Raw genomic sequence first — 21,900 nt, 5'->3', positions numbered from 1 at the left:
GGTTCGTCCCCTTTCCTACGATCATGACCTGGCGAACCCGGGTCTAAGAACTGGAAGGGCGCCAATGAGCAATCCCGGTGAAACCCACTATCCTCGCGTAACGACTGACCCGTCGGGTGAGACCCCGTCGTCGCCGCATTTCCCTTCGATCGAGGAGCGCATCCTCGAGTTCTGGGAAAAGGACGGCACGTTCCAGGCCTCGATTGATCAGCGCGAGGGCGGCGAGAACGAGTTTGTTTTCTATGACGGCCCTCCGTTCGCTAACGGCCTGCCGCATTACGGCCACCTTCTGACTGGCTACGTCAAGGACCTCGTGGCCCGCTATCAGACGCAACGTGGCCGCCGCGTCGAGCGCCGCTTCGGGTGGGATACGCACGGTCTGCCGGCTGAGCTTGAGGCGATGAAGCAGCTCGGCATGACCGATAAGAACGAGATCCTGGAGATGGGGATCGACAAGTTCAACGCAGCCTGCCGTGAGTCGGTGCTCAAGTACACCGAAGAGTGGCAGACGTATGTGACCCGCCAGGCGCGTTGGGTCGACTTCGAGAACGACTACAAGACCCTCAATCCGTCGTTCATGGAGTCGGTTTTGTGGGCGTTCAAGACGCTGCACGATAAGGGCCTCACATACGAGGGCTTCCGCGTCCTCCCGTACTGCTGGCGCGATGAGACGCCGTTGTCAAACCATGAGCTTCGTATGGATGAGGACGTTTACAAGGACCGCCAGGACCCAACGGTCACGGTCACGTTCCCGATCACCGCGGCCGGCGACAACCCGCTCGCGGATGAGCTCACGGGCGTCGCTGTGCTCGCGTGGACGACGACCCCGTGGACTCTGCCAACGAACCTTTCGCTCGTCGTGGGCCCGGAGATCGAGTACGCGGTGCTCCCTGCTGGCCCTGAGCAGCCGAAGACCAACACGGTCGAGGCTGGCGCTCGCTACTTGCTGGCCAAGGATCTGATCCCGGCTCACGCCAAGGACCTCGGCTATGCGGATGCGGCTGCAGCGCACGATGCGGTGGTCGCCACCTACGCGGGTGAGCAGTTGGATGGCTTGCACTATGAGCCGCTGTGGTCGGTTTTGGCTGATAACGAGAAGTTCGATACCTCGAACGCCTACCGGATCTTGGTCGATGACTATGTCACGACCACCGACGGTACCGGTGTGGTTCACCAGGCTCCTGCCTATGGTGAGGATGACCAGCGGGTGTGTGAAGCCAACGGGATCCCTGTGATCTTGTCGGTGGATGAGGGCGGCCGTTTCTTGCCGTTCTTCAAGGGCACTGATCTGGATGCGATCGCTGGCGTTCAGGTTTTCGATGCGAACCCGGCGATCATCGCGAACCTCAAGTCGCGTGGCCGGCTCATGCGTCAGGCAACCTATAACCACTCGTATCCACACTGCTGGCGTTGCCGCACCCCGCTGATCTACCGAGCGATCACGTCGTGGTACGTCAAGGTCACTGATTTCAAGCAGGACATGCTGGATCTCAACCAGCAGATCAACTGGATCCCGTCCAACGTCAAGGATGGACAGTTCGGTAAGTGGCTTGAGAACGCTCGTGACTGGTCGATCTCCCGTAACCGTTTCTGGGGTTCGCCGATCCCGGTGTGGAAGTGTGACTGCGGCGAATGCGACCACATCGAGGTTTTCGGTTCGCTCGCTGAGATCGAGGAACGCTTCGGTCGCTTGCCTCGCAACCACGAGGGCGAGGTCGACATGCACCGTCCGTTCATCGACGAGCTCACGGTCGAGTGCGGCTCCGAATGCTGCGGCGACGGTTGCAACGGCGTGATGCGCCGCGTCGAGGACGTTTTGGACGTGTGGTTCGATTCGGGCTCGATGCCGTACGCGCAGGTGCACTACCCGTTCAGCAACGAAGAGTGGTTCGACACCCACAACCCTGCTGACTTCATCGTCGAATACATCGGCCAGACCCGCGGCTGGTTCTACACGATGCACATCCTCGCGACCGCGCTGTTCGGCCGCCCGGCGTTCACCAACGTGATCTCGCACGGCATCGTGCTGGGTTCGGATGGCCAGAAGATGTCGAAGTCGCTGCGGAACTATCCGGACGTCAACGAGGTCCTGGACCGCGACGGTTCCGACGCGATGCGCTGGTTCCTGATGTCTTCGCCTATCTTGCGTGGCGGTAACTTGATCGTCACGGAGGAGGGCATCCGCGAGGGCGTTCGCCAGGTTCTTCTGCCGTTGTGGAGCACGTGGTACTTCTTCACTCTGTACGCAAACTCCTCGTTCGGCGGCAAAGGCTATGACGCTCAGGAACGCTACGATGCGAAGGATCCGTTGGATCGTTTCTTGCTGGCCGCTACTGGCGACTTGGTGCGCGATGTGCGTGAATCGATGGACCACTACGAGGTCGCTGGGGCAACCGAGGCTCTGCGTCGTTTCACTGACTTGCTGACCAACTGGTACGTGCGCCGTTCTCGCCATCGTTTCTTCGATGAAGACACCGAGGCGATGGACGTTCTGTACACAGTCTTGGAGACGGTGTGCCGTGTTGCTGCTCCGCTGTTGCCGTTGGCGACCGAGGAGATGTGGCGTGGCCTGACGGGTGGCCGCTCGGTGCACCTCACGGATTACCCGGATGCGGACAAGTTCCCGCAGGATCCGCAACTGGTTGAGCTCATGAACTTGACTCGTTCGATCACGTCCCAGGGCTCGAGCTTGCGTAAGGCGCATCAGTTGCGCGTCCGCTTGCCTCTGGCAGCGATGGATGTTGTGGTCGATGGCGCGGATGCGTTGAAGGGTACGTTTGCTGACATCATCGCGGATGAGCTGAACCTCAAGGAGGTTCGCTTGGCTGATGCTGCCGAGGTCGATGAGGCTTCGTACGGAATCACGCGCACGTTGGTCGTGAACGCTCGCGTTGCTGGCCCGCGTTTGGGTGAGCAGGTTCAGCAGGCGATCAAGGCGTCGAAGACCGGAGACTGGTCTCTTGCTGAGGACGGCACCGTGACCGCTGGTGGTCTTGCTCTGGAAGAGGGCGAGTACACGCTGACCACCGTCGTGGATGAGGGTTCGGCTGGCGCTCGCGCGGCAGCGGTTCTGCCGACGGGCGGCTTCGTGGTCCTGGATACCGAGGTGACCCCTGAGCTTGAAGCAGAGGGCGTGGCTCGTGACGTGATCCGCGTGATCCAGGCCGCGCGCCGTGATTCTGGTTTGAGCGTGGGCCAGCGTGCCAAAGTCGTGGTCCGCGCTGAGCAGTCGGTCGTCGATGCGGTTGAGGCGCACCGCGAGCTTGTCGCGGGGGAAACCCTTGCCGTTGAGCTCACCACTGAGGCCGCGAATGTCGATGCGCCGAGTGCCACGGTCGAAGCGGCAGGTGCGGCTGATGCTTCGGGGCAGGAAGGCTGATCGTTCAGTGTCTAAGAACAACGCAGCACCTCTGAAAGATCCGGAGGGCGTGGCGCGGGTGTACGCGCAATTGCTTGCGCGTGCGCCTGAGAACAAGGTTGAGCCGCGCATGAACGCAATGCAGCGGGCTATGGATGTCTTGGGTGATCCGCAGAAGGCGGCCCCGGTCATCCACATCACTGGAACCAACGGTAAGACCTCGACTGCTCGTATGATCGAGTCGCTTCTGTTGGCTCACGACATCCGCACGGGCCGCTTCACGAGCCCCCACTTGGTGAGCGTGACCGAGCGGATCGTGATCGACGGCAAGCCCGTTGCTGACACGACGCTGGTGCGGATCTGGGATGAAATCCAGCCTTACCTTGAGATCGTGGACACCGAGCTGCGTGAGCAGGGCGAGAACCCGATCACGTTCTTCGAGGCCGTCACGATCCTCGCGTTCGCGGTCTTCGCTGATGAACCCGTTGAGGTCGTGGTTCTTGAAGTCGGACTGGGCGGGGCCTGGGATGCGACGAACGTGGCTGACGGACAGGTTGCTGTCATCACTCCGATCGATCTGGACCACACCGATCTTCTTGGCGATACCCTCGAGGACATCGCCTCTGAGAAGGCCGGGATCATCAAGCAGGACGCGATCGTGGTGTCTTCGGTCCAGCAGCCAGAAGCCGCGCAGGTTCTGCTCGATGCGGCAAAGGAGAAGGGCGCCCAGTGGCGCTTTGAAGGCGTTGAATTCGGCACTACCGAGCGTCAGCTTGCTGTCGGCGGTCAGATGCTCACGATTCAGGGTCTGGCTGACCGTTACCCTGATGTCGCTGTATCACTGCACGGCGAACATCAGGCGCAGAACGCATCCGTTGCTCTGGCCGCGGTCGAAGCGTTCCTGGGCGGGGGAGACAAGCCGCTCAACATCGATGTTGTGCGCGCTGGCTTCGAAGCTGCCGAGAGTCCTGGTCGCCTTGAGACGGTCCGCACCTCGCCGACATTCATCCTGGATGCCGCTCACAACCCTGCGGGTGTGAGTGTCACGGCTAAAGCGCTCAAGGAAGCGTTCGGTTTTTCGCGCCTGGTGCTGGTTTTGGGCGTTCTTCAGGAGAAGGATGCCCTGGGCATGCTGATTCGGTGGCGTGAAGAGCTCGGGGACTTGGTCCACGACGTCGCTATCACGCAGTCTGATTCGCCGCGCTCGATCCCTGCCGGAGACCTGGCTGCTATGGCCGTGGACGCCGGGTTTGATGAGGAGGATCTCTTCATCACAGAGTCGGTTCCTGACGCCTTGGACTGGGCTGCCGCGAAGGCCGATGAGGCCGAGGACATGGGCGGCGGTGTCTTGGTCACAGGGTCGATCACTCTGATTGGCCAGGCTCGCGCCTTGTTGAACCCGAAGAAGGAGGTCTGAGTGGCTCAGAAACGCTACACGAAAAAGCAGCTCGCGTGGCGCCCAGGTCAGAAGAAACAACAGCGTTCGATCGCGATGATGTTTGGTTCCTCGACTCTCACGCTTGAAGCACTCGTCGTGGTCTTCGCTGGCCTCGCGCTGTTCGGCAAGCACGGGTTGCTCGATGGCGGCGGTTTGCCGTACTTGCTGACGTGCGTCGTCATCGGCGTTGTGATGGTTTTGACCTGTGCTTTCCTGCGGCAGCCATGGGGCGTCGCATTGGGCTGGGGTCTACAGGTTGTCATGATTGCGCTGGGAATCCTCGAGCCGATGATGTTCGTCGTCGGCTCGATCTTCGCGTGCATCTGGGCTTACGGAATCATCAAGGGCAAGCAGATGGATCGTGAGAACGTTCTCCGCGCTCAGGAACAAGCCGAATGGGAAGCCCAGAACGGCTGACGCTTAGGTGCTTACCCTGGCCTCGTATACGCTGAATATCAGAAGTTTCTCAACGTTCTAAGGACTCATATTTATGGAATCCACTCTTGTATTGGTTAAGCCAGATGGTGTTGAACGCGGCTTGATGGGCCAGATCATGGCTCGCATCGAAGCCAAGGGCTACGTCATCACCAAGGTCAAGCTTGAAACCCCTTCCCGTGAACTGCTCGAAACCCATTACGAGGAGCACGAGGGCAAGCCGTTCTATGAGCCTCTGCTCGAGTTCATGTCTTCGGGTCCGGTGCTCGCGTTGAAGGTTGAAGGCAACCGAGTCATCGAAGGCTTCCGTTCGCTGGCCGGAGCAACCGACCCAACGGTCGCCGCCCCTGGCACGATCCGCGGCGATCTTGGCCGCGACTGGGGTGGGAACGTCCAGAAGAATCTCGTGCACGGCTCCGACTCGACTCTTTCCGCTGAGCGTGAGCTCGGCCTGTGGTTCGGCTAAAGCACGGGAACACAATACACAGCGCCTAATAAACAGCGATGGCGTGGTCACCTACCAAGGTGACCACGCCATCGTCATGTGTTGAGGCCGCTATGTATTGCGGCCTGCGCGTGGGCTAGCCGAAGAACTGGTTAGAGAAAACCACCAAGATCGAAGCTGCGCACGCGACCAGAAGGATGAAGGACGTCAGCCACGCACCGTGCTGGGCCCATCCGCGAAGCCAGCGCGGAGCCGGAAGGTCGTTCGTGAGGATGTTCCGGGCCAGGTGAACTGGGAGCAGCAACCCCATGAAGAACCAGCACACCATGCAGTAGAGGCACAGCGAACCGATCTCGTACACCGCTTGCGTGTAGAGCCACACCAGGAAACCGGTCGCGGCGGCAGTGCCGAGCAAGTTCATGTTCATGAACCAGCGTGGAAGGCGCGTTCCGGTGGTCAACACGACACCGACCACGATCAGAATCGTGAAACCAACCAGGCCAATGAAAGGATTCGGAGGCCCGAAGACAGAAGCCTGCGCCGACTTCATGACAGTGCTACACGAAAACGCGCCACCGACATCGCACGCAGCGATGTGATCAGGGTTGATGTAGAGCTGGATCCGTTCAAGCGTTAGCTCGACGGCACCGTAGAACGATCCCACACCGCAAACAAGAAGAACCCATCCGAATCCGCGCGTGCGAGCCCACCATGGAAGGTCCTGGACACGCCCGGGATCATCTGCAGTGAAAGCCTCATCCGATCCTTGTTGTCCTGTTGTAGCTAGCGAGTTCATGGGACGGTAATCCTTATAAGCAGTAGTAGTAGAGAGAACAATCTACCGTGATGTGAGACAATCAGTGCAGAGAGTCTCCGGACACCACAGACCGGGGCGCTCTACTCATCGACAATGTGTTTCCTTCCGATAATACGTGTTTTGGTGGGTTTCCAAGGTGGAGACACCGCGCAACGACTATTGGTCGTCAACGGATGTTTCGCACGCGACTATGTGCTTGCTGCTGCACGCGCGCCATAGACCCGCCGCCAGGAAATCCACATGAATATCGCATGAGCATCTCATGTGTAAACGGGGTGCTAGGACACTCGAACGGCCGCAGGATTGCGCGGCTGGCGCCATCGCGAATGATGGTTGAAGAGGACGAGAACATGCGTTGTTGACGTCCAGCGGACGTGGAAGGCGGCTCAACGGTGAGTGCTTCGGTGTGAGAGGCCGAACCGGTCAACGACTTCCGGATCAAGCCGTGACGCACGCAGTGCGGGCTGAGATCTGATGACGAGTACGGGCATCTGACTGTGGCAGATACCCGCTGGGAGTAGCCACGTATGGCGAAGAAAAAGGACGCAGACCAGCACGAGTCTGCCGAACATACAGCGTCAGCTGAAAAGGCAACCACGCCTGAACAAGCAAACCATCCTGAACAAGCAAACCATGTCGTGTTCGACCCGTTTGCGATTCCGGATCTGCCGCTGGGTGACCTGCTGCGGACCGATGACCTCGTGAAACAAGAATCGGACTCCGAGGAATCGGAGCAGGGTGGGCGTTCACGCCGCCGCAGGGGAGGCGAGTCCCGCCGCTCACGTGAGACCCGCCGCTCGGATGACGCGGAGAGCACGAACCAAGACGACAGCGACAACGACAACGCTGCACACGACCAAGGCGACGAACAGACCACGACATCACGCCGTCGTCGTCGGCGTCGCCGCGGCACTGAAGACATGGAGATCGAAGGCGGTAGCCACGACGATCCACCAGGAACGGTCACGCGTGTGCGTGCGCCACGGTCAACGGTAGACAAAGCACCGGATAAGGTGACCGCTGTCCGCGGTTCGACCCGGCTCGAGGCGAAGCGCCAGCGCCGACGCGAATCCCGAGACATGGGGCGCCGCCGGCACGGTATTTCTGAAGCAGAGTTCCTCGCACGCCGTGAATCGATGGACCGCAAGATGGTCGTGCGTGAGGACAGCGAGCGTATCCAGATCGGCGTGCTCGAAGACGACATCCTCGTTGAGCACTTCGTATCGCACACAACGCAAGACTCGCTGATCGGCAACGTATATCTTGGCCGTGTCCAGAACGTGTTGCCTTCCATGGAGGCAGCGTTCGTTGACATCGGCCGCGGACGCAACGCTGTCCTGTATGCGGGCGAAGTCAACTGGGACGCCGCGCAGCTCGATGGCCAGGCTAAGCGGATCGAAAACGCTCTCAAGTCCGGCGACTCGGTCCTCGTGCAGGTTACGAAGGATCCGGTGGGTCACAAGGGCGCACGTCTGACGAGCCAGATTTCCTTGCCGGGTCGTTACCTCGTCTACGTCCCAGGCGGATCGATGACCGGCATCTCGCGCAAGCTACCGGAGGTGGAACGCACCCGCCTCAAGCGCATCCTGCGCGAACACACTCCCGATGAGGCCGGCGTGATCGTCCGCACCGCGGCAGAAGGCGCTTCTGAGCAAGAGCTCATGAACGACATCAACCGCCTGCGTGTTCAGTGGGAAGCGATCGAAAAGGCATCCAAGTCCACCAAGACGCGCGCCCCTGAACTTCTGTATGCGGAACCGGACCTCACGATCAAGACGGTCCGCGACGTCTTCAACGAAGACTTCTCCGAACTCGTTGTTCAGGGCGAACACGTGTGGGACACGATCGAAGCGTACGTGACCTACGTGGCCCCGGATCTGCTGGATCGCCTCTCCAAGTGGGAAGGCGAGGAAGACGTATTCGACGCCAAGCGCATCAATGAGACCCTCGCTAAGGCACTGGATCGCAAAGTCAACCTGCCATCCGGCGGCTCTTTGGTGATCGACCGCACCGAAGCCATGACGGTCATCGACGTCAACACCGGTAAGTTCACCGGCACTGGCGGCAACCTCGAAGAAACCGTCACGAAGAACAACCTGGAAGCGGCTGAAGAGGTCGTGCGTCAACTGCGTCTGCGCGACATCGGCGGCATCATCGTGATCGACTTCATCGACATGGTGCTTGAAGCCAACCGCGACCTCGTGTTGCGCCGCCTCGTTGAGTGCCTCGCGCGCGACCGGACCAAGCATCAGGTGTCCGAGGTTACGAGCCTCGGCCTGGTTCAGATGACCCGTAAACGTGTGGGAACCGGCCTCGTTGAGGTTTTCTCAACCGCATGCGAGGCGTGCTCCGGGCGCGGCATCGTGGTTCACGACGAGCCGCTCGTCGGTGGCGGTGGCCGCCAGCAGCATGTGCACCGTCCAAACGACCGTCCAACTCGCTCCGAACGCCGTAAGGCGCGTCAGGCTGAACGCGAAGCTCAACGTGACCAGCGTGATGAAGCGAAGGAAACGTCAGATAGCGGATCCAATGCGGAGCCGACGGAACAGGATCGCGAACGTGAAAAGCGGGCAGCAGCAACTCGTGAGGCCCTGACGAAGATCGCCGCCGCGTCGCAGCACGGTGATGATGAAAGTCAGGAAGTGCCTGAACAGCACGATGCGGATGCTGGCGACGCTGATGTCAAGGGCTCCGAAAATGCCTCCGAAGATGGCGGCGCTGAAGGCCGCAGCCGTCGCCGCCGGCGCGGGCGTCGCGGCCGTGGAGGACGCGGACGCCAACAGAATGAGGGCAGCAATGAGAAGTCGCCGTCATCTGAATCGTCGGAGCTTGCGAAGTCGGAAGCTAGCAAACCTAAGAAGTCGCAACCTGCGAAGTCGGAAGCAAGCAAACCTTCGAAGCAGGATGAGTCCACGCCGCAGTCGGCGTCCGTCGAGAAATCTGCCGATAAGCCTGAAGCAACAGGCCGTCGTCGACGCCGTGCAGCAGGATCTGCGCAGGGGTCCAAGACCGCCGCTACTGTAGAGACTCGAGTGAGCTCGGGTAGCCGTGTGAGCTCGACTCAAACCGCTAGCGACACGCCGAAGCAAAAAGAGACGGAAGTCACGATGCTCGGTGTTGGAGTCTCAGCAGATCAGATTAAGCGTGGCTAAATAGCGGCTTTCGAGCCCTAAGTTCAAGGCGGCTATCAAGTGAACAGTGCGCGACGCGCCACGCGGGTCACCTCCTATTTGCTTGTAACGCCGTCTGAACGTAAGATGGAATGTCGGTGCGTGTGCCCGGGTCAGTTCTTTGTATTGACCTCAGGATGAACTCCATTAGAGATTCAAGGATTGTTCTGGTCGGGTATTGCACGTTTCGAACGTTCATGTGGATGAGCTGCAACGCAGCAGGGATCCACTTTGCATTGTCCAAAGTCGAGAGAAGTGAGTACCAAGTGGTCTACGCGATTGTTCGCGCTGGTGGGCGCCAGGAGAAGGTCGCTGTTGGCGACATCGTGACCCTCGACCGCGTCCGCGATGAGATCGGTGACACGATCGAGCTCCCCGCGGTGCTGCTGGTCGACGGCGACAACGTGACGTCGGATGCCGACAAGCTTGCCAAGGTTAAGGTTCAGGCTAAGGTCCTGGAGAACCTCCGCGGCAAGAAGATTGTCATCCAGAAGTACAAGAACAAGACCGGCTACAAGAAGCGTCAGGGTTTCCGCGCTGCATTGTCGCGCGTCGAGATTACCTCGATTGCCTGATACCCGGAAACAGTAACCCTCAAGCTCTAAGGTAGGCAGAAATGGCATCAAAGAAGGGCGTTGGCTCGACTCGTAACGGTCGCGACTCCAACCCGCAGTACCTGGGCATCAAGCGCTTTGGCGGCCAGACCGTCAAGGCAGGCGAGATCCTGGTTCGTCAGCGTGGCACCCGCTACCACGCAGGCGCCAACGTTGGCCGCGGTAAGGACGACACGCTGTTTGCACTTGCTGCAGGTTCGGTTGAGTTCGGTACGCGTCGCGGTCGTAAGACCGTCAGCATTGTTGGCGAGTAATCCTCGCAGCATCAATATCTTTCACCGGAAGCGGGGGAGACCTAATGGTCTTCCCCGCTTTCTATTAAGTCGATGTATTAGTCGACAAGCCGCGGCGGCTCTATCCACAAGGATTTAGCTGACCGTGAAGGTTGTTCACATTCGGAAGCCTTGAGGATGCTGGATGTGGAAGCATAGAGACAACGACCGCGCGGTTCTCCAACGTATCCGTGCGGCTGCACCGTTTGAACCGGTGAACATACATAAGGGCCCATCGTGGTGGGCAAGGGGAGGTCGAAATGGCAACGTTTGTTGATCGCGTGACTGTTCTCGCGCGCGGTGGAAACGGGGGCCACGGCTGTGTCTCCGTGCACCGCGAAAAGTTCAAACCTCTGGGTGGCCCAGACGGTGGTAACGGTGGACATGGCGGCGACGTGGTCGTCCGCGTGGATCCTCAGATCAACACTCTATTGTCTTTCCACCATGCTCCGCATCAGAAAGCCGAGAACGGCGAGCCTGGCAAGGGTAGCCTGCGTCACGGCAAGCATGGCGAACACCTTGTGTTGCCGGTTCCCGAAGGTACTGTTGTCAAGAACGAGGCAGGGGAGATCCTTGCTGATTTGATGCGCCCTGGGCAAGAGTTCATCCTGTCTAAAGGCGGCCAGGGAGGCCTCGGTAACGCTGCTCTGGCGTCAACCAAGCGTAAGGCTCCAGGGTTTGCGCTACTTGGTACGCAGGCTGAGGAAACGCGCCACGTTCTGGAACTTAAGACGGTTGCTGACATCGCTTTGGTGGGTTTTCCGTCCGCGGGTAAGTCATCCCTGATTGGCGCACTTTCTGCCGCAAAGCCAAAGATCGCTGATTATCCGTTCACCACCTTGGTTCCGAACCTTGGTGTGGTTGAGGCCGGCGACGTGCGCTATACGATCGCTGACGTCCCAGGCCTCATCGAAGGCGCGGCTGAAGGGCGTGGACTCGGCCTTGAGTTCCTGCGGCATGTCGAGCGATGCGCGGCACTTGTTCACGTTCTCGACTGCGCGTCCCTTGAGACTGATCGAGACCCGATTTCCGATCTCGACATTATTCTGGCCGAGCTTGAACGCTACAAGGCAGACGCAGACTTTGAGGGAACCGAGTCTGCACCGGTCCCGTTGATCGACCGCCCTGCGATCATCGCATTGAACAAGGTCGATGTTCCTGATGGCCAGGACATGGCTGACATGATGCGCCCAGAGCTCGAAGCCCGCGGTTATAAAGTCTTTGACGTATCGGCCGTGAGCCGTAAAGGCCTGCGTGAGCTTTCGTTTGCGATGGCTGACCTTGTTGAGCAGGCTCGTGCGCAGGTCGTGCATGATGCTGACGTGGTTGAGGTTCCCAAGGTTGTGCGCCCTCGTGCAGTGAACGTCGAAGAGTTCACAATCAAACGTGAGGAACGCTCCGGTGAGCCGCTGTATCGAATTCGCGGCGAGAAACCTGAACGTTGGGTTGAACAAACAGACTTCCGCAACGATGAGGCGATTGGTTACCTCGCGGATCGCCTCGAGAAACTCGGAATCGAGAAGGCGTTGTTCGAAGAGAGCGCCGAGCCCGGTGACGCTGTCGTCATCGGCGGTGAAGGCGGAGTGCTCTTCGACTGGGAACCAACCATGACTACAGGCGCGGAGTTGCTCGGAAACCGAGGTGAGGATCCGCGACTTGACACGAACGAACGCAGGACGACCGCCCAGCGTCGCGCCGCGTATCAGGCACGCAAGGATCGTCGCGCAGCCACCCGCGAAATCATGGACGCCGAGCGTAAATCCGGCCTCTGGACAGACAACGAAGATTTTTCCGCGAGTGTAGAAAGGGATCACTAAGTGGCTTCAGAGCACACCGAACTATCCAAGGTTCAACAGCGCGCAGACATCCCACACGCTAACCGGATTGTGGTGAAGATTGGGTCTTCTTCCTTGTCCGATATCAAGGGTGGGCTCAACACGCAGGCCGTAGTTGATTTGGTTGATGCTCTGGGTGAAGTGATCCGACGCGGAAACCAGGTGGTTCTGGTTTCATCGGGTGCTATTGCCGCGGGGCTCGCGCCGATGGGACTGACGGCTCGGCCCAAGGACCTAGCGACGCAGCAGGCCGCAGCAGCTGTCGGCCAAGTGGTGTTGGCGGCCCAGTACTCCAAGGAATTCGGCCGATACGGCGAAACCGCAGCGCAGGTCCTGCTCACTGCCGATGACCTGATTCGACGTGGGCACTACGCGAATGCGTTCCGCTCTTTGTCGCGGCTGTTGTCACTGGGAATCGTGCCGATTGTTAACGAAAACGATGCGGTCGCTACGAGTGAAATCCGCTTCGGCGACAACGACCGGCTAGCCGCACTGGTTGCCAACTTGGTCAAAGCGGATGCACTTGTTCTGCTTTCCGACGTTGACGCGGTTTACACGGCACACCCTGAACGCGGCGGTGAACCGATCGATACGGTGACGCACCCAAGTGACCTTGCCGATGTTGAGCTGGGTTCCGCTGGAAGCGCAGGTGTGGGTACCGGCGGTATGCAGACGAAGGTTGCGGCAGCCACGATCGCCGCACAGTCCGGCATCCCAACTCTGGTGACTTCGGCCGCGAACGCCTCTAAAGCTCTTGCTGGGGAGGACGTCGGCACGTTCTTTGCTGCCCAGCGTGGACGTCGTTCCCTTAAACGCCTGTGGCTCGAGCACCTTGCAGAGGGCCGCGGTCGCCTCGTGCTGGACGACGGCGCGGTCAAAGCGATCGCAAGCGGAACTAACTCACTTTTGGCAGCCGGAATCATCGATGTCCGGGGCGAGTTCATCGAAGGCGAACCTGTCGACATCACCAACAGCAACGGTGTCGTCATCGCGCGTGGCTTCTCGTCGTTCGCATCGGATGAAATCCCGGATATGCTCGGCCTAACCAGCGACCAGCTACGCGAAGACCTGGGCGAGCGTTTCGAACGACCTGTCGTCCACGCAGACGAACTCGCGGTTTTCGGTTCTGCATTCGCGAAAGCCAACCCAGACGCAATCAATAGCTGATCATCAGACCAAACCTCGGCTCAGACAACGGGATCAGATGGAGGATCACACACGTATGGCAACCGATATTGACGCAACCACTTTGGTAGCTGAACGCGCTGACAAGGCGCGTGAAGCATCGCACGTCATGGCGAACCTGCCGCGGGAAGCGAAGGACGCGGCTCTGCGTGACATCGCATCGGCCATTGACGCTGCCCGCGCCGAGATCCTTGAAGCCAATCAGGCTGATATGAAAGCTGGCGAAGAAAACGGCACGTCAAAGGCAATGCTTGACCGAACCAAGCTTGATGATGCCCGCATCGACGGTCTCATGGCGGCTCTGGAAGAACTCGCAAACCAAGCAGATCCAGTAGGTGAGGTCACCGACGGACGCCAGCTACCTAATGGCATGCGTCTGCGTCAGGTGCGCGTTCCGCTCGGTGTGGTCGGCGTGATCTATGAAGCGCGCCCGAATGTCACCGTGGACATCGCAGGCATCGCTATCCGCTCCGGTAACGCTGTTCTGTTGCGCGGCGGTAGTGCGGCGGCGCACACGAACAAGGTGCTCGTGCGAGTGATCCAGGAGGTCCTCGAGAAGAGGGGCCTGCCAGTCGCTGCGGTTCAGTCGGTCGACGACGGTGGGCGTCCCGCCGCGAACGCAATGATGGAAGCTGTGGGCAAGATTGACATCCTAATCCCACGTGGTGGACGCAATCTGATTCAGTCTGTGGTCAACAACGCGAAAGTCCCTGTGATCCAGACCGGCGAGGGCAACGTCCACATTTTCCTTGACGCGAGCGCACCTGCCTGGCAGTCGACTGAGATTGTGCTCAACGCCAAGACGCAGCGCCCTTCGGTGTGCAACGCCGTGGAGACTTTGCTGATTCACACCGACGCGCTCGAAGGCACCGGCAAGACTGTTTTGTCTTTCCTGGTTGCGGCTGGGGTTACGCTGCATGGCGACGAACGCGTAGCTGAGGCAGTGGACGCAGAGGTCGTTCCGGTACAGGAAGAGGACTTCACCGACGAATACCTCGACCTGGATATCGCTGTGAAGATCGTGGATTCGCTGGATGAAGCTCTCGCACACATCGAGCGTTACAGCACCGGCCACACTGACGCGATCATCACCGAGTCGGTCACGAGCCAGCAGGCGTTCCTCAAGAACGTCAACTCGGCCGTTGTCGTTGTGAATGCGTCCACGCGCTTCACCGATGGCGGCGAGTTCGGCCTCGGGGCTGAAGTTGGCATCTCAACCCAGAAGATGCACGCTCGCGGTCCGATGGGAGCCGTAGCGTTGACTTCTTGGAAGTGGATCCTCGAAGGCGACTACAACATACGTAGCTAGAAACGCGGGCACGTCACGGCCATGTTTCCGAGACACCGCGGTGGATGAATGTCTGAACTCTGCGCAGTACCGGATAGAATGGCCGTGAACACTCCCGTGTTAACAAATTCATCACGCGTGCGGAACCGCCCACGGAACCGCTAACCACCCTAACGAGTCCAAGGAGAGTCACCCGTGCTGACCCTGGCAAATAACCTCATGTTGCTGGCTGAGAACGCTGCCGAGCACTCGGAGCACAGCCTGTTGATCCCGCTGATCATCGGCGGAAGCATCATGCTGACCTTCCTGATCCTCCTGCTGGTCACGGCATCGTTCTCCAACAACCACACCATCGGCAAGGAAGACATCGAGCTGATCGACCCGAACCGTCAGGTAGGTTCCCTCGGAGCAGGCCGCTAAGTCGTGCCGAAGCTGCATTCACAACGTCAACGGATTGGCGTGATGGGCGGGACATTCGACCCGATCCATCATGGCCACCTCGTTGCGGCGAGTGAAGTTGCGGCGAAATTCGAGCTCGACGAGGTCATTTTCGTTCCCACGGGACGCCCGTGGCAGAAACTTCAGGACCCCAAGGATCACGTCACTGATTCTGAACACCGGTACCTGATGACAGTTGTTGCGACTGCCTCGAACCCACGGTTCACGGTGTCCCGCGTCGATATCGACCGCCCCGGAAACACGTACACGATCGATACGTTGCGCGACTTGCACGCTCAACACCCTGATGCGGATCTTTTCTTCATCACCGGAGCGGACGCGCTTGCCAAGATCATGACGTGGAAAGACATCGACGAACTGCAGTCGCTCGCCTCATTCATTGGCGTGACCCGCCCAGGCCACGTGCTCGAAGACAACGGCCTAGAACGGCTCGAACTCCTCGAGGTGCCGGCCATGGCTATTTCGTCGACTGATTGCCGCGGACGCGTAGCGCGAGGCGAGCCGGTCTGGTACCTGGTGCCCGATGGTGTTGTCCAATACATCAACAAACATGGGCTATATGTCGACCAACAGACAGTACCGGCGGAGGTGAACGCGCGTGGCTGAAGATCAGTTGCCAACATCAGGACGTCCGCTGACGCGGCGTGAACTCCGCGAAATGGAACGGGCATCAGCTGAACGCGAATCATCCGCTTCAGCGGATGAGCCTATCGAAACCCTGTTCCTGACACTGGCTGACGTAGAGAATGCTGAGGCTGATGTAGAGAACGATGAAGCCGATGCAGCGACGGCTGAAGCCGACCTAGAGACAGCTCAAGCTGAGCCGCAAGCCAGCGAAGCTGAAACTGAACACGAGCAGCCACAGTACGCGAGCCGTCGTGATCTGCGCCGTGCACAGCACGAACAGGATGCACAAGACCGCGATCAGGCTGACGATCCTTTCGGCACTCAACCAGAGGAATCCATAGAGGACCTGACGCGGCAAGCGATCGCTACTCCGGTTGATTCGGAACTAGAGGGAACCTTCGATGACGAGGCAGCCCTCGAAGAATACGAACTTCAACGCGTTGAAAAGCTACGCGACGCATTAGGCGACGCCGACATCGACGCTATGCCTAGTTTCAACGATGTCCTCGGCATCTCTACCGACGATCACCGGGACGCGCAACGCAAACTAGAGACCACGGGCGTTATAGGTCCCGTGACGCGCAACATCGAAATTGTTGTGCCTGAAACCTCCCCTTCAGATGTAGAAGAGACGCAGGAACCTCCGGTGGCTGCGACTCCGGCTACAGAAGGTTATGAACCGAGCGACCCTGAACAGGACGGCGGGCCTGTGTCCGCTAGCACGGCTCACGGCCTCGAACCTATGACCTATCAGGAGGGTGGGGCACGTCAACGACTCATCGCTATGGGTGTTGTCGGTGGTTCCGCGGTCATTGCTGTGGCCGCAGCTCTATTCGCCTTGTTGTCTAGATAGTCGGCAGATCTCACAACTCATCATTTGGAGGACCGTGAACATTCCGGGCATTGTCACAGATCGTCTCAACGCTGCCGCACATGCGGCCAATCTCAAAGGCGGGGAAGAGATCTCCGCGATCTACGTGGGGGAGCGGCTCGGTTTGGCCGATGCGTTCTTGCTTATTTCGGGAGGCTCTGAGCGGCAAGTAGAAGCGATCGCTGAAGCCGTTGAAGACGAGCTGCGTGTTAATCACGAGGATCAGCCTCTGCGCAGGGAAGGGCGCGGTAGCGGCCGCTGGGTCTTGCTGGACTACGGAGACATCGTGATCCATGTTCAGCACGTTGAAGACCGTGACTTCTATGGATTGGATCGGATCTGGGCTGACGCTCCGGCAATTGAATTAGCCGAGCTACAGGCGCAAGAAGCCGTGTGATGATTTTCTGGTTATCTGACTCATACGCGTAGCGCTTGAAGCGGCGCGTGTAGCTGGATATGGGGGACGGGACGTCGAGTTGTCGACGTCCCGTCCTTTTTCAATCTGTCAGGGGGTCAATGCATGGTGGAGGCCTGAAGAATCGAAGCGCAACACGCCGGAGGGGAGATGTTTAAAAATAAATTTTCAGCGATTTTCACTGTGCACATCCTTGGGGACTGTTAACTCACACGCTGTGGACAACGAGTTTTGAACCGCGAAATCTCGGCGTTTCAGTAGTGAATATCTCCACATGTGCTGTGGATGAACGGTGCTGTAATGACATCGATGTAAGACAGGATATGGTGGTTACGTCTCTCACTGCACACAATATGTAGTGGTGGGGGGTAGTATGGAACCCATAACCGCTGGAACCGCACAGTTGCGGCTAAGCAACTGAAACATCACGTAGCCCAGCAATACACGTCGTACCCGATGCTGTGACGTTTCTCTGCAGAAACGACTCAGGAAGGAAAAGAAGGATCATGGCCGTAACCGTCTACTCGAAGCCTGCATGCGTTCAGTGCAACGCGACTTACCGTGCCCTCGACAAGAAGGGCATCGAGTACAACGTTGTCGATATGTCGCAGGATGCTGACGCGCTTGAGCGTGTACGTTCCATGGGCTTCATGCAGGCACCAGTTGTCGTGACCGAGTCTGACTCCTGGGCTGGTTTCCGCCCAGACAAGATCAGCGAGCTCGAAAACGCACTCAAGTCTTCCGTGGCCTAATTACGCCTTCAGCGGGTCTCACATTTCCTCAACGTGTGGCTAGTGGCTGACCACACGGGCCGGGATGGATCCGTTAGCGACTGGTGTATCTCTTCAGCCTTTGAACACGACGCCTTTGTCGGGAGAGGGAGCATGACGTCAACAGTGGTCCCGCAGCAGGCAATGCCTGTGCCGGAAAAGGAAATAGAAACAACCCGTGAGCGGCTGATTTACTATTCATCCGCTTCAGGGAATACACATCGCTTCATCACCAAGCTCAATCGCCGCGCGGCGCGCATCCCCATGCGCCGCACAGAACCGGATCTCGTAGCTGAGACCGACTATGTGTTGCTCGTGCCGACATACGGTGGCACTAAGGGTGAGCGGTCAATTCTGCCGCAGATTCTGAACTTTCTGAGGGAACCTCAGAATCGGAAGTATCTGCGTGGAGTTATGGGGGCTGGGAACTCCAACTTCGGTGCGCAATACAACATCGCAGCTCGCAAGATCGCCGCGAAACTAGACGTACCTCTGCTATACACATTCGAAATCATGGGCACGGAAGAAGACGTAGCCCGCGTTAACGAAGGACTGGACGAGTTTTGGACACACCTCTCGCTGAATCCTCAGTGAAAACCAGCTTCAAGGAAATTCCTGAGCAGTACCAGGGGTTGAGCTACCACGAGCTCAACGCCATGTTGAACCTGTATGGACCTGACGGAAAGATCCAGTTCGACGCTGACCGCTACGCTGCACGTCAGTACTTCCTGGATCACGTCAACAACAACACGGTCTTCTTCCACGACCTCGACGAAAAGCTCAACTACCTCGTCGAGAAGAACTACTACGAGCCAGAGACTCTCGAGCAGTACTCTCGCGAGTTCATCAAAGAGCTCTATGACTTCGCGTACTCCAAGAAGTTCCGCTTCGAAACGTTCCTTGGTGCATACAAGTTCTACACCTCATACGCGCTGAAAACGTTCGACGGTGCTCGCTACCTTGAGCGCTTCGAAGACCGCGTGTGCATGGTTGCGCTTCACCTGGCACGTGGCGACGAGAAGCTCGCGAAGTCCCTGGTTGAGGAAATCATTGAGGGTCGCTTCCAGCCGGCAACCCCAACCTTCCTGAACTCTGGTAAGGCTCAGCGCGGTGAGCTCGTATCCTGCTTCCTGCTCCGTGTTGAGGACAACATGGAGTCCATCGCTCGCGGCGTGAACTCCTCGCTGCAGCTCTCCAAGCGTGGCGGCGGTGTGGCACTCAACCTCACCAACCTGCGTGAGCACGGAGCACCGATCAAGAAGATCGAGAACCAGTCCTCCGGTGTCATCCCGGTCATGAAGCTTCTGGAAGACTCCTTCTCCTACGCGAACCAGCTTGGTGCACGTCAGGGCGCAGGTGCGGTCTACCTGCATGCACACCACCCAGACATTTACCGCTTCCTTGACACGAAGCGTGAAAACGCTGACGAGAAGATCCGCATTAAGACGCTGTCGCTCGGCGTCGTGATCCCGGACATCACGTTCCACCTCGCTAAGCGCAACGAAGACATGTACTTGTTCTCGCCTTACGATGTTGAGCGCGTCTACGGTGAGCCTTTCTCCGAAATCAGCGTCTCTGAGAAGTACTACGAGATGGTTGATGACAAGCGGATCCGCAAGTACAAGATCAACGCTCGCGAGTTCTTCCAGACCCTGGCGGAGCTGCAGTTCGAGTCGGGTTACCCATACATCGTGTTTGAAGACACGGTCAACAAGGCGAACCCGATCAAGGGCAAGATCACGATGTCCAACCTGTGCTCGGAGATCCTCCAGGTCTCCGAAGCCTCGACCTACAACGCTGACCTGAGCTACGCGCACGTCGGCAAGGACATCTCGTGCAACCTCGGTTCCATGAACATCGCTAAGACGATGGACTCCCCGGACTTCGGCAAGTCCGTTGAGGTTGCGGTCCGTGCACTGTCCGCTGTGTCTGAGATGAGCGATATCCAGTCGGTCCCGTCGATCGCTAAGGGCAACGCCAAGACCCACGCGATCGGCCTCGGCCAGATGAACTTGCACGGTTACCTCGCCCGCGAACGCATCTTCTACGGTTCGGAAGAAGGGTTGGACTTCACCAACATCTACTTCTACACCGTGCTGTACCACGCGCTTCGCGTGTCGAATCAGCTCGCGATCGAGAAGCAGGAAGCTTTCGACGGCTTCGAGGATTCGAAGTACGCAAGCGGCGAATTCTTCGATAAGTACACCGAGAAGGCGTGGGTTCCGGAGACCCCTAAGGTCGCCAAGCTCTTCGAAGACGCCCAGGTGCACATTCCAACCCAGCAGGACTGGGAAGAACTCAAGGCTTCCGTCATGGAGCACGGTATCTTCAACCAGAACCTGCAGGCCGTGCCACCAACCGGTTCGATCTCCTACATCAACAACTCGACCAGCTCGATCCACCCGGTCGCATCGCAGATCGAGATCCGTAAGGAAGGCAAGATCGGCCGCGTCTACTACCCAGCTCCGTACCTCACGAACGACAACCGTGAGTACTACGAAGATGCGTACGAGATCGGCTACCAGAAGGTCATCGACACCTACGCCGCTGCTACCCAGCACGTCGACCAGGGTCTTTCGCTGACTCTCTTCTTCCGTGACACCGCGACAACCCGCGACGTCAACCGTGCACAGATTTACGCATGGACCAAGGGGATCAAGACCATCTACTACATCCGCCTGCGTCAGATGGCGTTGGAAGGAACCGAAGTAGAGGGTTGCGTATCCTGCATGCTCTAAACATGGCAGTGCTGCTGGACACACAGCAGTACTGACAGTGGTGGGGTATCCAACCGAACATCGTTGGATGCCCCACCACATTCACGCCACTCATGAATTTTCCACCCATGCGATCCTCTGAAAGGGAGAGGTGACATGACCACCGACGCCGGTAACCCGCTTGTCAACGCCATTAACTGGAACCGCATCGAAGACGATAAAGACGTTGAAGTCTGGAACCGTCTGACCAACAACTTCTGGCTCCCGGAGAAGGTCCCGGTATCCAACGACGTACAGTCCTGGGCGACCCTCACCGAAGCCGAGCAGCTCATGACGATGCGTGTCTTCGTCGGCCTCACGTTGCTCGACACCCTGCAGGGCACCGTCGGTGCTGTATCCCTCATCCCGCACGCACTGACCCCGCACGAAGAAGCGGTGTACACGAACATCGCGTTCATGGAGTCTGTACACGCGAAGTCGTATTCGCAGATTTTCTCGACCCTGGCATCGACCCGCCAGATCGATGACGCGTTCCGCTGGGCTCACGAGAACCCATACCTGCAGAAGAAGGCGCAGATCATCCAGTCGTACTACGACGGCGAAGACCCTCTCAAGCGCATGGTCGCCTCGACCCTGCTTGAGTCGTTCATGTTCTACTCGGGCTTCTACCTGCCGCTCTACTGGTCGGTACACGCCAAGCTCACGAACACCGCGGACATGATTCGCCTCATCATCCGTGACGAGGCAGTCCACGGATACTACATCGGCTACAAGTACCAGAAGAACCTCGAAAACGAGACCCAGGAACGCCGCGACGAACTCAAGGACTGGGTCTACGAGCTGCTCTTCGAGCTCTACGAGAACGAAGTCGCTTACACCCACGAAATCTATGACGAAGTTGGCCTCGCTGAGGACGTCAAGAAGTTCCTGAACTACAACGCCAACAAGGCGCTCATGAACCTCGGCTACGAAGCGATGTTCCCAAGCTCCGTCACTAACGTGAACCCGGCTATCCTCTCCGCGCTCTCGCCGAACGCGGATGAAAATCACGACTTCTTCTCCGGCTCCGGTTCCTCCTACGTGATCGGTACCGCAGTCAACACCGAAGACGAAGACTGGGACTTCTAACCAAGCTACCATCACGTTGAGCCTCGGCCCTGTTCATCCCGCAGCGAATGCGGGCA

Annotated in this window: 19 protein-coding genes; 18 read left to right on the top strand and 1 reads right to left on the bottom strand. The window is 58.6% G+C overall.

Going from position 1 to position 21,900, the window contains the following annotated elements:
* The first annotated feature begins 64 nt into the window (after positions 1–64).
* The 4 genes from ileS to ndk all read left to right on the top strand — a co-directional run bounded on the left by ileS (position 65) and on the right by ndk (position 5,697).
* Positions 65–3,379 carry an isoleucine--tRNA ligase gene (gene ileS / locus CAY35_RS01580; protein ID WP_109303025.1) on the top strand — a complete coding sequence of 1,105 codons (3,315 nt, stop codon included), beginning with the start codon at positions 65–67 and terminating at the stop codon, positions 3,377–3,379.
* A gap of 31 nt (positions 3,380–3,410) precedes the next feature.
* Positions 3,411–4,775 carry a bifunctional folylpolyglutamate synthase/dihydrofolate synthase gene (locus tag CAY35_RS01575; protein ID WP_375231732.1) on the top strand — a complete coding sequence of 455 codons (1,365 nt, stop codon included), beginning with the start codon at positions 3,411–3,413 and terminating at the stop codon, positions 4,773–4,775.
* A complete protein-coding gene (locus CAY35_RS01570; RefSeq protein WP_258265576.1) occupies positions 4,776–5,213 on the top strand; it encodes a DUF4233 domain-containing protein in 438 nt (145 codons plus the stop codon).
* A 67-nt stretch (positions 5,214–5,280) separates the two neighbouring features.
* Positions 5,281–5,697 carry a nucleoside-diphosphate kinase gene (gene ndk / locus CAY35_RS01565; protein WP_109303024.1) on the top strand — a complete coding sequence of 139 codons (417 nt, stop codon included), beginning with the start codon at positions 5,281–5,283 and terminating at the stop codon, positions 5,695–5,697.
* Between the two features lie 115 nt (positions 5,698–5,812).
* On the opposite strand, the gene CAY35_RS01560 is transcribed toward ndk, so the two are convergent.
* Complete coding sequence (locus CAY35_RS01560; RefSeq protein WP_109303023.1) at positions 5,813–6,472, bottom strand: vitamin K epoxide reductase family protein; 660 nt, start codon at positions 6,470–6,472, stop codon at positions 5,813–5,815.
* A 548-nt stretch (positions 6,473–7,020) separates the two neighbouring features.
* On the opposite strand from CAY35_RS01560, the gene CAY35_RS01555 reads away from it, so the two are divergent.
* The 14 genes from CAY35_RS01555 to nrdF all read left to right on the top strand — a co-directional run bounded on the left by CAY35_RS01555 (position 7,021) and on the right by nrdF (position 21,844).
* Positions 7,021–9,645: an Rne/Rng family ribonuclease gene (locus tag CAY35_RS01555; protein WP_109303022.1), complete on the top strand. Its 2,625-nt coding sequence runs from the start codon at positions 7,021–7,023 to the stop codon at positions 9,643–9,645.
* 284 nt (positions 9,646–9,929) lie between these two features.
* Positions 9,930–10,238, top strand: coding sequence for a 50S ribosomal protein L21 (gene rplU / locus CAY35_RS01550; RefSeq protein ID WP_035755090.1), 309 nt, complete (start codon positions 9,930–9,932; stop codon positions 10,236–10,238).
* Positions 10,239–10,279: 41 nt separating this feature from the next.
* Entirely contained in the window at positions 10,280–10,531 is a 252-nt protein-coding gene (gene rpmA / locus CAY35_RS01545) for a 50S ribosomal protein L27 (protein ID WP_035755092.1), read from the top strand.
* Between the two features lie 278 nt (positions 10,532–10,809).
* Entirely contained in the window at positions 10,810–12,366 is a 1,557-nt protein-coding gene (gene obgE, locus CAY35_RS01540; RefSeq protein WP_109303021.1) for a GTPase ObgE, read from the top strand.
* On the top strand, positions 12,367–13,551 hold the full coding sequence (gene proB / locus CAY35_RS01535) for a glutamate 5-kinase (RefSeq protein WP_109303020.1): 1,185 nt from the start codon (positions 12,367–12,369) through the stop codon (positions 13,549–13,551).
* Positions 13,552–13,606: 55 nt separating this feature from the next.
* Positions 13,607–14,878, top strand: coding sequence for a glutamate-5-semialdehyde dehydrogenase (locus CAY35_RS01530; RefSeq protein WP_258265575.1), 1,272 nt, complete (start codon positions 13,607–13,609; stop codon positions 14,876–14,878).
* 174 nt (positions 14,879–15,052) lie between these two features.
* Positions 15,053–15,277: a hypothetical protein gene (locus CAY35_RS01525; protein ID WP_109303018.1), complete on the top strand. Its 225-nt coding sequence runs from the start codon at positions 15,053–15,055 to the stop codon at positions 15,275–15,277.
* A gap of 3 nt (positions 15,278–15,280) precedes the next feature.
* A complete protein-coding gene (gene nadD, locus CAY35_RS01520; protein WP_258265574.1) occupies positions 15,281–15,922 on the top strand; it encodes a nicotinate-nucleotide adenylyltransferase in 642 nt (213 codons plus the stop codon).
* Positions 15,915–16,796: a hypothetical protein gene (locus CAY35_RS01515; protein WP_109303017.1), complete on the top strand. Its 882-nt coding sequence runs from the start codon at positions 15,915–15,917 to the stop codon at positions 16,794–16,796. The genes nadD and CAY35_RS01515 overlap by 8 nt, the downstream gene beginning before the upstream one ends.
* A 34-nt stretch (positions 16,797–16,830) precedes the next feature.
* Positions 16,831–17,211, top strand: a complete 381-nt coding sequence (gene rsfS, locus CAY35_RS01510; protein ID WP_101629386.1) for a ribosome silencing factor — start codon at positions 16,831–16,833, stop codon at positions 17,209–17,211.
* A 524-nt stretch (positions 17,212–17,735) separates the two neighbouring features.
* A complete protein-coding gene (nrdH, locus tag CAY35_RS01505; protein WP_101629385.1) occupies positions 17,736–17,981 on the top strand; it encodes a glutaredoxin-like protein NrdH in 246 nt (81 codons plus the stop codon).
* Positions 17,982–18,113: 132 nt separating this feature from the next.
* Entirely contained in the window at positions 18,114–18,593 is a 480-nt protein-coding gene (nrdI, locus tag CAY35_RS01500; protein WP_375231729.1) for a class Ib ribonucleoside-diphosphate reductase assembly flavoprotein NrdI, read from the top strand.
* Positions 18,590–20,737 carry a class 1b ribonucleoside-diphosphate reductase subunit alpha gene (nrdE, locus tag CAY35_RS01495; protein ID WP_109303016.1) on the top strand — a complete coding sequence of 716 codons (2,148 nt, stop codon included), beginning with the start codon at positions 18,590–18,592 and terminating at the stop codon, positions 20,735–20,737. Before nrdI ends, nrdE begins: the two co-directional genes overlap by 4 nt.
* A gap of 135 nt (positions 20,738–20,872) precedes the next feature.
* Positions 20,873–21,844, top strand: a complete 972-nt coding sequence (nrdF, locus tag CAY35_RS01490; protein ID WP_101629383.1) for a class 1b ribonucleoside-diphosphate reductase subunit beta — start codon at positions 20,873–20,875, stop codon at positions 21,842–21,844.
* The last annotated feature ends 56 nt before the right edge of the window (positions 21,845–21,900 follow it).

Origin of the sequence: Pseudoglutamicibacter cumminsii (assembly GCF_003143995.1) — a bacterium.
GTDB lineage: Bacteria > Actinomycetota > Actinomycetes > Actinomycetales > Micrococcaceae > Pseudoglutamicibacter > Pseudoglutamicibacter cumminsii_B.
The sequence above is the reverse complement of the archived record's forward strand: the minus strand, read 5'-3'. Positions and strand labels throughout refer to the sequence as shown.